The following is an 11,774-nucleotide window of genomic DNA, read 5'->3' on the forward strand; positions in this document are numbered from 1 at the left end:
CTAAGTTTTTGCTCTTCTAAAATAAAAGGAGTTCAGAAGACTCCGCCGAGGTAGGCGAAGTAGGCCACGAATATTACCGCCAGGATGTACATGAGAGGGTGGAGCTCCTTTCCGCGGCCGCTGAAGAGCTTGAGCAGGGTGTAGCTTATGAAGCCCGCACCTATGCCGTCCGCTATCGAGTAGGTGTAGGGTATCGTTATGAGGACGAGAAAGGCCGGAATCGCCTCGGTGTGGTCTGTGAAGTCTATCTCCTTGACCGCGCTGAGCATGTAGTAGCCCACTATGACGAGCGCCGGGGCGGTTGCGAAGGCTGGTATCGCTTGGACCAGCGGGGCTATGAAGAGGCCTATGCCGAGGAAGAGCAGGCCGGTAACGAGTGCGGTCATTCCGGTTCTTCCGCCCTCCTCTATGCCAGCGGCGCTCTCGATGTAGGTGGTTACCGTTGACGTTCCAAGAACCGCTCCAACGGTTGTGCCCACTGCATCCGTGAGGAGTATCTTTTCTGCCTCTGGGACCTTTCCGTCATTGGTGAGGAAGCCGGCCTTGGCACTGAGTCCAGTCACTGTTCCCAGGGTGTCGAAGAAGTCCACCATGAAGAAGGCGAAGATAACGCCGAGCGCCCCGACGTTGAGGAGTCCCTTAAGGTCCATCTGCATGAAGGTGTAGCTTATGTCCGGCGTTGAGAACAGCTGGTCCGGCCAGGGGGCAACGCCGGTGACCCAGCCGATGACGCTCGTGGCGAGGATTGAGATGAGCAGTGAACCCTTGATGCGGAGGGCTATGAGAACCATCGCCAGGAACAGGCCGAAGAAGAAGAGCAGTATTTCGCCGCTGGTCAGGAGGGAGGTGTTCAGCCCGGTGAACTTGAGGGTTCCGATGAGGTTCACCTGGTTGTCGATGAGGAGCTCGGAGCCCTTGGGGGCGACGACCTTGGCCGAAAGCAGGCCGACGTCGTTGAGGCCTATGAAGGTCAGAAAGAGGCCTATGCCGGCTCCAATGGCGTACTTCTGGCTGAGCGGTATCGCGTGGATTATCGCACTCCTAACTCTGGTGACGCTGAGGACTATGAAGATGAGACCTTCAACGAAGACCGCCGCGAGGGCAACGCGCCAGTCGTAGCCCATGCCGATAACCACGCTGTAGGCGAAGTAGGCGTTCAGCCCCATTCCGGGAGCAAGGGCAAAGGGCTTCTTGGCGTAGAGGCCCATCAGAATGGTCGCGAAGCCAGCGGCCAGGGCTGTGACGGCGACGAGTGAATTGAATGCCTCCTTACCCATGGCATCGCTGAGTATCGCAGGGTTCACGAAGAGGATGTAGGCCATGGTCATGAAGGTGGTGACACCGGCCAGGATTTCAGTCTTCATGTCGGTTCTGTGTTCGTCAAACTCGAAGTAGTTCTCAAACCAGCCCATGAGATTCACCCCTTGAGTTGACTGATTCTTGCTAATAATTTGGTTTTTTAAAGGTTTTTTTGACGTAAAAATGTCAAAGAAAAGGAGACGGAACGTGGGCACTATTTGGACGGGCGGAACCTTAACCCTCATCGCCCACTGCGCTGAAGGCTTTCGCGTAGGCCTTCACGACTCCCTCGTCCTCGCTGAGTACCATGAGAACCCTGACCAGGTCCAGACCCTTCACCTGGGCGAACTCCACGTAGAGGTACTCGTCGCCCCTGCGATATAGCTTGACGCTGAGCGGCTTGAAGCAGTCGTTTTCTCCGGGTGTGGTCCAGAGTTCGGTCTCTTCGAAGCCCTGGGCTTTAATAGAAGTTTCAAACCTCTTGACCAGCGTTTCTATCGGGCAGGTGCAGGTTGCGTTCAGCTCTATGGGGGTCTCAATGAAGATGTGGTAGTCCCTGAAGTCCGTCCAGGTCTTGGTCGGCGTCAGGACGGTGAGTTTCCAGGTTGTGTTAGCCGTTGGAATGAACTGGACCGCGAAGTAGGCCTTTCCCGGCGGCAGTTCCAACCATCGCCCTTTTCCTCCATCCCAGCACTCCGTTTCGTGTTTGGGGAAAGTCTCGTTAATCAAAGCTGCCTGGTAGAAGGATTCTCCGCTCTTTCTCCCCACCAGGGCCATTGTAAAACCGCCTATGGAGCAGGGCAACGTCAGGTTGAACTTCTCCGGCCAGTAGATGAGGTATGCGTTCCAGCCCTCGGGTGGGGAGGTGCGATTAATGTGGGGGTAAACGGCGAACCAGTCCTTCAGCGTAATCTCGGAGCCGTTGGTTACTTCGGTGATTTTATTGTCTATCCATTTGCCTACTGAGGTATTTTTTGGTTGTTTTGAGTGGATAATAAGCTTGCATTTCTGGTTGTATTCGTGGAGATTCAACGTCTGGTTGTTGGGAGAGATAGTTTCTTTTTCCCAGTGATGTATACCTAATGCAGTGACTACTATCAGAACAATCAATAGAAAAATAAAAAGACGAAACTTAAACCCTTTGGCGCCTTTCATAATAGTCATTCACCCCTTGTAAATAGGTCTGACTATGGTCAATACTGGATTAGTTATACTTTCGAGCTGTATCCATGCTGCATAGGGACTGTTTTCTGTTGTGTGGACGTATATGTACTTGCTACCGTCGTCAAAAGCTTTGTATCCCGTTACTGCTACTGTATGATAATTGCCGAGACCCTGAGAAGGCCATTCAAAATTGCCATCTTCGCTTACTCCATGAGTGGATGTTAGTATAGTTGGTCTGTTCATGTTGATCTCGCTTTTAATGTACGTGTACAGCTGAAGATTATTCGAAGGATACAACGTAAACGAATCGTAGTCATATCTGGGTTTTCTGGAAATTATACCGCTGTTGTACAACTCCACAGCTTTTTCATAGAACCTCTTCATTCCTAGGGCAATGTTTTGATAAGATGTTTCTTTTCCTTGAGTATCCATGGTTATGTGGAGTATGTCTATCACCGCCTCGCGGTACCAGCTGTCTCGATACTGAAGTTCATAATACCCTACTATCATGGCTCCTGAGATCGGGGCACATCCATCATCCTTTTCCCAGGGATCGGGATCGGGTCCAACATAATCGTAACCGAGTTCTGTAACCTCAATTGGGTGGGGTGTTGGGGGCAAACCATTATCTGCACCACCTTCATCGCTATCCTGCCAAGACCACGCCGGAACTGTGAGGATGACTTTGTATTCTACTGCACTGGCAAGCAGTGTTGGATACCTCACCTCAACGGAGGTGTGGGCTTTTTCTGTCCAGAGTGATTTCCACTCTTTTTGGTTTCTGATGGCATCAACTTCCAGTGAGAGAGTGTATCTGCTTGGCTTTTTGTATTCTCCTCCTTTCATGTCTACTACTTTGTCTCCTGCCAGCAGGCCGTAGCTTAGCCCTCCAAAGTATGTGAGGCGATAGTTTTTCACTCCTTTTCTCGCGGCGAGTTCTTTCATCAGGTCGCTTGGGGTCTTCTCGCCAAAGCCTGCTTCGAGAATTGCCGGCGGCAAATTCCTGTTGGCTGATACTATGATGTAGCCTATGGTTTTTCCGTTCTTGACCATTCTGAATTCGTAAGCCGCCAACCTGCCGTCGGGGAAGTAGAGGGGTGTTGGGTTGGTTGGGATTGCCCCGTTGAATTCCGGGAACTTGTGAAGTTCCCTGAGTGCGAGTGCTTTGACTGTGGCTAATGGTACTGCTTCTGGTTTTTCAACCGGTGCCGCCGTCACGACCCCCCCTAACAAGAAAAGTCCAATGAGTAACACTACAGGGGCCTTCCAGTTCATGACCTGCACCTCCAATAGGGGATTGCATTACAAAATATTCTGTCGGATTATTTAACCCTTTCTATCACTAAAAGTGAAAGGCTAAGATACAATCAAGTTATACTCAATTGGACTTCATAGTGTTGTCAATGTACTTTTGCTTTGAAAAATATGTGCCTTTCATCCCAGCACCGAAAAGCTCCTCACCTCTATGCCCACACGTTCGGGCATGGCCTCAACTCCGAAGGGCAGCTCATCGAGGAAGCGTTCCGCGAGGATAACGCTGCCTTCGATTTCAAGCTTGAGCCTTATCCTGCCGGGCAGGAGTTCGTAGTCGATGATTTCGGCAGCATCCCCGGGTTTTACGTAGACGCTCTCCGGCCTGAAGAAGACCCTAACTTTCCCGTCCCTTCCGACGTTGAAGCACAGTCCATTGAGGCAGGCCCTCCCGTTTTCCGCTTTAAGCTCTAGTATGTTGCTCAAACCCAGAAAGCGCGCCACGAACTCGGTCTTTGGGCGGTAGTAGAGCTCCAGCGGTTTTCCCACCTGCTCCACTCTTCCAAAGTTCATAACGGCAATCCTGTCGCTTACCGCCATGGCCTCCTCCTGGTCGTGGGTGACGTATATCGTCGTTATGCCAAGCTCGCGCTGGATTCTCTTTATCTCCCCCCTAAGCCTTTCCCTTATTTTGGCGTCGAGGTTGCTGAGTGGTTCATCCAAGAGAAGGACATCGGGCTCGACGACAAGGGCCCTCGCGAGAGCTACGCGCTGCTGCTGGCCACCGCTCAGCTGCTCCGGATAGCGGTTTTCGAGGCCTTCCAGACCGACGAGTTCCAGGGCCCATTTCACCCGCCTCTCGATTTCGGCCTTCGGGAGCTTTTTCATCTCCAGCCCGAAAGCGATGTTCTTGAAGACCGTCATATGGGGGAAAAGGGCATAATCTTGGAAGACTATGCCGATCCCGCGCTCGTAGGGGGGTAGATCGTTTACGGGTTTTCCATCGAATAGTATCTCTCCCCTATCCGGCTTTTCAAAGCCTGCTATAATTCTGAGTGTCGTCGTCTTTCCGCAGCCGCTAGGCCCGAGGAGCGTGAGAAACTCGCCGTCCTTAACTGCCAACTCACTTATCTCAAGCCGGAAATCCTCCCACTCCTTGAGGACTCCCCTCAGTTCCACCCTCACCATACCTCCTCACCTGCCCTCTCGATTATCAGGAAGCCCAGCGTTGAGACTGCCATGAGGAGAACGGCTAAGGCCGAGGCGGAACCGAACTGCCTCGCCCCGAGGAACTTGTATATAGCCACGGTCATGGTGGTGTATTCCGGCTTCGCGAGCATGTAGGTCGCTCCAAGCTCTGCTATGCTCATGGCGAAGGCGAATATCGCGCCGACGATGACCCCACCCAGGGCCAGCGGAAGCTCCACCCTTAGAAAGGCCTTCCACTCCCTGGCGCCGAGGCTCAGCGCCGCCTCCCAGAGGTTCGGCCTTATCTTCTTCAGGGACGTTGAAACTGCCCTTAAAACGAAGGGGTAGGCTATAACCGTGTGGGCGGCGATTATTATCCACGCCGTGAAATAGAGTGGAGTGCCGCTGAAGACCTTTATGTATCCCAGACCGAGGGTTATGGCCGAACTCGCCAGCGGGAGCATTACCAGGACGTCAAAGAGCCTTTTGGCCTTAAAGTTCCAGCGGTGGAGGGCGTAGGCTATGGGAAGGGCTGTGATGACGGAGAGGAATATGGTCGCCAGACCGAAGGCCAGAGAGTTCCTGATCGCGTCGAGAGTTGTCGTCCCGAACATCGGGTTGTACTCGGTCGAGAATATCCTTCTGTACCATTCGAGGCTCCAGGCATCGTTGAAGTGCAGGGAGTCGTAGAGGACCGCCAGGAGGGGTGAGACTATGAAGAGGAAGACGATGAGGGAATAAACCCCAACTAGCAGTCCCTTAACGCTCAGCCAGTCGCGCCTCGTGAATGGAACTGGCTTCCTGAAAACCCTCTGCTCCTCGCGCTTGGTGTAGGCATCGAGCGCCCTCAGGTAGAGGTACATGAAGGCCATGCTGAGGAGTATCTGGATTATCGCGAGGGCTGAACCCGTCTTGAAGTCTAGGAGAACCATTATCGAGGTGAAGATATCCACCTCTATGGTGGCATAGCGGTAGCCGCCGATGATGAGCGGAATCGAGAAGCTCAGGAAGCAGAACACGAAGGTGAGCATCGCGGAGGCAAAAATCGCTGGGGAGATCATCGGCAGGGTAACCTTTCTGAAGAGCGTCCAGCCTCTCGCTCCGAGTGCCATCGCCGCCTCCTCGTAGTGGGGATTAACACGCTGCCACAGCGACGAGACCATGCGTATGACTATCGGAAAGTTGTAGAATGCATGGGCTAGGAGAATACCCTTCCAGGAGTAGATTATGCCGGGATCGCGGCCGATGAGGCCGGTTATAAAACCGCTCTTTCCGAAGAGGAGAATGTAGCCGAGAGCCACCATCACGCTGGGCATGACGAACGGGACGGTTAGGACGGCTTTTATGATGCTCTTCCCGGGAAAATCATAGCGGGCGAATATGTACGCCCCGGGAAGGCCGAGTGCCAGGGTAAGGAGCGTCGAGGCAACCGCTTGTCCTATCGTGAATAGGATAACCCTTCGGTGGTAGTCGTTACCCAGAACGGCGGAGATGTGCCTGAGAGTGAACCCGTTCTCCCCGAGGCCGGTTTTTAGAATACTGGCTAACGGGATGTAGAAAAAGGTGAGCAGGAATGCCAGAGGGATGAGCAGGAAGAGCTTCGAAGGCTTCACCCTCATGGGCAAAACTCGGTTTTAGGGGTTTATAAGCCTTGATTGGGCAAAAGTGTTAAGTGCCCACGTCCAAATCACTGTGGTGATACCATGAAGGCACCCGAGCTGGGAATAAAGATAGGCCGTTATGAGCACGGGAAAAATAACTCCATTGCCGACTTGGGCGTCGGGGTCGGCCATTCGACGATAATCGAGGGGGACGACATTAGAAGGGGAGTTACGATCCTCGTCCCGCCGGTGGGGAACCCCTTCAGAGAGAGGCTCTTCGCAGGAGTTTACACCTTCAACGGCTTTTCCAAGCCGATTGGGTTTATCCAGACGGGGGAGCTGGGATACATCGAAACTCCAATAGCTTTAACCAGCACGCTGAACGGCTACCGTGTTGCGGACGCTCTGATAAGCCTCTGGGCAGGGGAGAACCCCGAAGGGATATCGGTAAACCCGCTCGTAATGGAGTGCAACGACGGCTACCTCAACGATAATAAAAAGCGTGCCGTTAGGGAGGAACACGTTTTTGAGGCCTTCAAAAGCGCCTCCCTTGACTTTGAAGAGGGCTCCGTTGGAGCAGGCACCGGAATGAGTGCCTTTGAGTTCAAGGGCGGTATAGGGTCATCCTCCAGGATTGTTGAGATCGGTAGCGAGGAGTACACAGTTGCGTCGCTCGTCCTCAGCAACTTCGGCAAGAGGGAGGATTTGGTCATAGCAGGGGTTCCCGTCGGCTGGGAGCTGAGGGACTACCCGGGCAGGGGGCTTTCCATGAGGGGCAGTATCTCGATAGTCATAGCCACCGATGCCCCACTCACATCGAGGCAGCTCACGAGGGTGGCGAGGAGGGCCATCCTTGGCCTGGCCAGGACAGGCTCCTACGGTCACAACGGGAGCGGGGACATAGTTCTGGCGTTCTCGACGGCCCAGACCGTCCCGAGCGGCAAGGAGGCTCATTCCATCGGGTTCCTCCCGGACGACGCGCTCAACAGGCTCTTCATAGCCGCCGCGGATTCCACTGAAGAGGCGATAATCAACTCCCTCCTGCAGGCCAGGACGATGGAGGGCAGAAACGGCAGGATCCGCTACGCCCTTCCGGTTGATAGGCTTGTGGAAATCATGGAAAGATACGGGAGGATTGAGAGGGCTTAAATCTGTATCTCCTCGTATTTCTTCTTCATCAGGATTGCATCGCCTTCGATGTTCGGGCTCTCGCTTATGACCACTCCCTTGACTTTGAACTCCTTGAGAACCCTCAGCAGGTCTTCCCAGTTCATGTCGCTCTCCTGGAGGTTGAGGTGGTTCCTCTCGCCCTTTGAGGTGTAGTTTATGCCGCTTATGTGGATGTGCATGTTGTCCAGGGCTTCTCTGCCGAGCCTGTCCTCCATAAAGCTCAGCATCTCGCGCCATTCTTCGGCGCTGTTGAACTTCCCGACGTTCCTGGCATGGCAGTGGGCGAAGTCTATCGTCGGCAGAACCATCTCGATCTCTTCGCTCAGCTTTACCAGCTCCCTCAGGTCTCCGAACTGGGTCGGCTTGCCGGTCAGCTCGGGCCTTACCCACACCTCGATGCCCCTCTCCTGGAGGCTCTTTACGATATCCTTAATCTCCCCCCGTATTTTCTCATAAACCTTTCCAGGATCCTGCTTGAGGTAGTAGCCCGCATGAAAAACCACGCTCCAGCCGCCGGCCTCGTGTAAGCGCTCGGCGCTCTGGATTATCCTCTTCTTGCTGGCCTCGACCTTGGCTTTCTCCGTTGCATTGAGGTTGATGTAGTACGGTGCGTGGGCGGTCAGCAGAATATCGTGCTTTCTGGCGACGTATTTTATCTTCTTCGCCAGCTCCGGCCTGAGGTTGACCCCTCGGACGAACTCCAGCTCCATCGCGTCAAGGCCTAGGTTTCTCACGTGGACTATTCCGTCAAGCGTTGAGCGCTTTGGGGTTGAGATGGGTATTCCGGCCGTTCCGAAGCGCAGTCTGTCAACTTTAAACATGCTCACCACCCAAAAGAATTAGGGAAGCCTAATTCATAAATCTATCGCTCGACTTTCTGCCCGAGTATCTCTTCAAGTTTAGCAAGGCTATCCTTCAGCTCCCTCTCCAGGTGCTCCAGCTGGCGTCTGAGCTTTCGTATCTCTGCCTCTTTTTCTTCGATGAGGCGGTGGAGCTCCCATATCTCCTTCTTTTTACTCTCTCCACTGGCCAGGATTTCGTCCCTTTTCTTTTCAAGCTCTGATAGCCTTTCTCTTTCCTGCCTGATGACCTCGGATTTCTCCCTGAGGTTCTCTATCAGCCACTGGGCAGTTTTCTTGTACTTGCCCTCCAGTCTTGGATATATCCTCTGGAGCAGGGAGACGAACTCGTCGGGCTTTCTGAGGGCAACGCTGCTGTCTTTTATGAGCTCACCGGCTATCGGCTCGTGGAGACGCATCCTCTTTATGGGCTTCTGAAGCTTTGAGGCCTTTGAACGGATCTCCATCTCGGCACTCCGGAGCGACGAAGAGAGGCTTTTTATGGCCTCTTCAAGTTCCTGAAGTCCTTGCCTGCTGTAGAGCCCCTTAAGCTCCTCCTCCTTGGCTTTTACCTCCCTTTCAAGCTCCAGCTTTTCCCGCTCAATCCCTTGAATATGTTCCCTGGTTTTTTCCTCTTCCCAGAGGATCTCCCTCAACCGGAGATCCGGCAGGCCTTTTTTGCTCAGCTCATTGTAGTAGCTCACGTAGTCCTCGTTCAGCTCCTTCAGCAGGCGGTTTATGGCGTAAACGTCCTTTTCGAATATTATCAGGAGGTACTTTCCGTGACCCACGTGGAGCTTGGCTAAGTCAGGGAGGCGCTTTCCGAGGTCGTCCATGTCGCTTATACTGCTCAGTACGTTCCTAAGTGCCGTGACGTAGTTCCTCTTTTCAGCAGTGACTATTTTTTTGATGTTCTCATCGACCTTTTTGGGGACCTCTTTTTTCTCCAGCGCGTCTATTCTCTTCAGGACTTCCCGTATCCTCTTTTCCAGGCGGGTGTTGTACTTCTTCCTTATCTTCTCGACCTCTTTTTCGGCCTTCCTTTTCCGTCTCTCATACTCCTCAAGCGCTTGCTCCAGCTTCAACTCTCTCCCATCCCCTAACTTTTCCCCTCATGTAGATCCCAACAAGAATCGCCACGGCCACGTCGGCAATGGCGAGAAGGAGTTTTGCAAAGACATCTATGTCGGATATCGTGAGTATGGCCATCGCGTACCTCGTCGTCAGGTCTATCGTTATCCAGAGCGCGGGCATCAGGAGCAGGGCTGAGACGTAGTACCAGATGTGGTAGTCCTTCCGGAGGTAGGCCTGGATGGTCTTACCCATTATCATCACGGATATCCCTATTATCAGCGGGGCGCCTATGGCGTTTATGTATATGAGCGTCGCCAGCAGAGGTGTCCCGGGCCAGCCGCCGATTATCTCCTTCGCGTACTCCTCAAGCCTGAAGTAGGCGTTGATGGAACCTCCGATGATTATGAGGACTCCCGCAACCGCGGATATTACGAACACGAACTGCTTTGCGATGGTCTCCCTGAAGTTGAGCCGGAATCCCTTTGTGAAGAAGTACCCGCCTATGATGAGGAGTATTGTTCCGGTTATCGTGGCGGAGACTATCTTGACGCTGTCAGGGTACCAGACACCGATGAGCCTTGCGATACCGTAGAGCAGGAGTATCATCCCCGGGATCCCGAGGACTACCTTTGCCACCTCTGGGTCGCTGAGTATCTCCCTCAGATAGCGGTAGATAATGTAGTAGGTCGTCTCTATGCCCTCGCTCTGCTTGACGACTACCCTGTGGGAGCTTATTATGGGGACCTTTGAGGTTATTATCGGGAATATCTGCTCGTCCTCTGCCCCGTCGGTGACGGTAATAACCCCATCGGCGGGAAACCTCTCAAGGATCAGCTCAAGCTGCCTGGCCAGCTCCATATCGCTTTTTACCCCCACCTTGGGATGGCCGGTTATCAGTGCAACTTCTACGTCATCGAACTCGCCGCTCCCTTTGAGCTCGTCGTAGAGCTTGACCGCGGCGTAAACTACGTTGGCGTCACTGTCCTCTGGGTCGGCCAGGCTGAGCTTTAGGGCCGCCTCAACACATGCATCTCTTCCAATGACGGGCCCTTCAACCCCTGCCTTTTCTCCGAAGTCGTCATCGCGGTCTATAGCTAGAATCAGGGCCTTAATCTCAACCACCCCTGACCTTTTCCATCACGGATTTCACCTTGTCCTCCATTTTTCTTTCCACATCACGCCTGTCGTCTATCCTCACGGTTGTAGAGACCCTCTCGGCCCCGAGCTCGAACATGAGTTCATGGGCCTGCTCTATTATTTCAAACGCGTCCCTTACGGTTGGAACCTCTATTATTGTTGCCATCGGGGTCAGTTGATATTTAACACCCTTTCTCTCTAAAAGCTTTACCACCTCTGCGACGTACCTGCTCAGGCTTTTCTCTCCAAGGGGAACGATAACGAACTCCACTATGACCATCTTCGACACCCGACTTAACTTTTTTCGGCAATCTTTTAAATCTTGCGGGAAAGGTAAATAACCCTTCCCACCGTAGGAGCCAAGGGTGAGGGCGATGTACAAGATCAAGGACGAATGGGGAGAGTTCCTCGTCAGGCTCGCGAGGAGGGCTATTGAAGAGTACGTTAGAAACGGCAGGACTATAAAACCGCCCGAGGACACGCCTCCCCAGCTGTGGGAGAGGATGGGGGTCTTCGTGACCCTCAACAGGCGTCACGCTCCTCCGCAGATGGCACTTAGGGGATGCATCGGCTTCCCTCTCCCGATATATCCGCTGGTTGAGGCCACGATAAAGGCGGCCATATACGCCGCCGTTGACGACCCGCGCTTCCCGCCGGTCAGGGAGAGTGAGCTGAATGACCTGGTTATTGAGGTCAGTGTCCTGACGCCGCCGGAGCTCATAGAAGGATCGCCCGAGGAGAGGCCGAGGAAGATAAAGGTCGGCAGGGACGGGCTGATAATCGAGAAGGGCATCTACTCCGGCTTACTGCTCCCGCAGGTGCCGGTAGAGTGGGGCTGGGACGAGGAGGAGTTTTTGGCCCAGACCTGCTGGAAGGCCGGCCTTCCGCCCGACTGCTGGCTCGACGAAGACACGAAGGTCTACCGCTTCACGGCCGAGATTTTTGAGGAGGAAAAACCGGGAGGGCCAGTCAAAAGAAAGCCGCTGTGACGGTCTTGGAAATTTTTCGGATAATTACCAAAATTTCTTGAAAATATTTAAATAGTTATGGA

General features: G+C 53.5%; 11 protein-coding genes. 2 read left to right on the top strand and 9 right to left on the bottom strand.

Translation table 11 applies throughout. The features are described from left to right. Positions 1-32: 32 nt before the first annotated feature. The 5 genes from A3L14_RS01935 to A3L14_RS01955 form a co-directional block, all read right to left on the bottom strand. Positions 33-1,412 carry an NCS2 family permease gene (locus A3L14_RS01935; protein WP_074631443.1) on the bottom strand — a complete coding sequence of 460 codons (1,380 nt, stop codon included), beginning with the start codon at positions 1,410-1,412 and terminating at the stop codon, positions 33-35. A 121-nt stretch (positions 1,413-1,533) separates the two neighbouring features. Next, positions 1,534-2,409 (bottom strand): hypothetical protein, encoded by an 876-nt coding sequence (locus tag A3L14_RS01940; protein WP_232473391.1) that lies wholly within the window; start codon positions 2,407-2,409, stop codon positions 1,534-1,536. Between the two features lie 54 nt (positions 2,410-2,463). Further along, positions 2,464-3,738, bottom strand: coding sequence for a cysteine peptidase family C39 domain-containing protein (locus A3L14_RS01945; RefSeq protein WP_055429130.1), 1,275 nt, complete (start codon positions 3,736-3,738; stop codon positions 2,464-2,466). 159 nt (positions 3,739-3,897) lie between these two features. After that, positions 3,898-4,902, bottom strand: a complete 1,005-nt coding sequence (locus tag A3L14_RS01950) for an ABC transporter ATP-binding protein (protein WP_055429129.1) — start codon at positions 4,900-4,902, stop codon at positions 3,898-3,900. Further along, positions 4,896-6,521 (bottom strand): ABC transporter permease, encoded by a 1,626-nt coding sequence (locus A3L14_RS01955; RefSeq protein ID WP_055429871.1) that lies wholly within the window; start codon positions 6,519-6,521, stop codon positions 4,896-4,898. Before A3L14_RS01955 ends, A3L14_RS01950 begins: the two co-directional genes overlap by 7 nt. An 84-nt stretch (positions 6,522-6,605) precedes the next feature. Here A3L14_RS01955 and A3L14_RS01960 point away from each other — a divergent pair, with 84 nt between their 5' ends. Continuing rightward, positions 6,606-7,652, top strand: a complete 1,047-nt coding sequence (locus A3L14_RS01960; RefSeq protein WP_088886100.1) for a DmpA family aminopeptidase — start codon at positions 6,606-6,608, stop codon at positions 7,650-7,652. Here the strand turns inward: A3L14_RS01960 and A3L14_RS01965 are convergent. Genes A3L14_RS01965 through A3L14_RS01980 form a run of 4 tightly spaced genes read right to left on the bottom strand, consistent with a single transcriptional unit; the run spans position 7,649 to position 11,003 of the window. After that, entirely contained in the window at positions 7,649-8,494 is an 846-nt protein-coding gene (locus A3L14_RS01965) for a deoxyribonuclease IV (RefSeq protein WP_055429869.1), read from the bottom strand. The two genes, A3L14_RS01960 and A3L14_RS01965, sit on opposite strands and share 4 nt — an antisense overlap. A 41-nt stretch (positions 8,495-8,535) precedes the next feature. Beyond that, complete coding sequence (locus A3L14_RS01970) at positions 8,536-9,597, bottom strand: coiled-coil domain-containing protein (protein WP_055429868.1); 1,062 nt, start codon at positions 9,595-9,597, stop codon at positions 8,536-8,538. Continuing rightward, complete coding sequence (locus tag A3L14_RS01975) at positions 9,575-10,708, bottom strand: DUF373 family protein (protein WP_055429867.1); 1,134 nt, start codon at positions 10,706-10,708, stop codon at positions 9,575-9,577. Before A3L14_RS01975 ends, A3L14_RS01970 begins: the two co-directional genes overlap by 23 nt. Further along, on the bottom strand, positions 10,701-11,003 hold the full coding sequence (locus A3L14_RS01980) for an MTH1187 family thiamine-binding protein (protein ID WP_055429866.1): 303 nt from the start codon (positions 11,001-11,003) through the stop codon (positions 10,701-10,703). Before A3L14_RS01980 ends, A3L14_RS01975 begins: the two co-directional genes overlap by 8 nt. Positions 11,004-11,097: 94 nt before the next feature. On the opposite strand from A3L14_RS01980, the gene A3L14_RS01985 reads away from it, so the two are divergent. After that, positions 11,098-11,712, top strand: a complete 615-nt coding sequence (locus A3L14_RS01985) for a TIGR00296 family protein (protein ID WP_055429865.1) — start codon at positions 11,098-11,100, stop codon at positions 11,710-11,712. Positions 11,713-11,774: the final 62 nt, after the last annotated feature.

The organism is Thermococcus thioreducens (assembly GCF_002214545.1).
In the GTDB taxonomy this organism is placed as follows: domain Archaea; phylum Methanobacteriota_B; class Thermococci; order Thermococcales; family Thermococcaceae; genus Thermococcus; species Thermococcus thioreducens.

Coding starts and splice junctions, on each gene's coding strand:
- A3L14_RS01935 (WP_074631443.1), bottom strand. CDS start 1,412: ATGGGCTGGTTTGAGAACTACTTCGAGTTTGACGAACACAGAACCGAC.
- A3L14_RS01945 (WP_055429130.1), bottom strand. CDS start 3,738: ATGAACTGGAAGGCCCCTGTAGTGTTACTCATTGGACTTTTCTTGTTA.
- A3L14_RS01950 (WP_055429129.1), bottom strand. CDS start 4,902: ATGGTGAGGGTGGAACTGAGGGGAGTCCTCAAGGAGTGGGAGGATTTC.
- A3L14_RS01955 (WP_055429871.1), bottom strand. CDS start 6,521: ATGAGGGTGAAGCCTTCGAAGCTCTTCCTGCTCATCCCTCTGGCATTC.
- A3L14_RS01960 (WP_088886100.1), top strand. CDS start 6,606: ATGAAGGCACCCGAGCTGGGAATAAAGATAGGCCGTTATGAGCACGGG.
- A3L14_RS01965 (WP_055429869.1), bottom strand. CDS start 8,494: ATGTTTAAAGTTGACAGACTGCGCTTCGGAACGGCCGGAATACCCATC.
- A3L14_RS01980 (WP_055429866.1), bottom strand. CDS start 11,003: ATGGTCATAGTGGAGTTCGTTATCGTTCCCCTTGGAGAGAAAAGCCTG.
- A3L14_RS01985 (WP_055429865.1), top strand. CDS start 11,098: ATGTACAAGATCAAGGACGAATGGGGAGAGTTCCTCGTCAGGCTCGCG.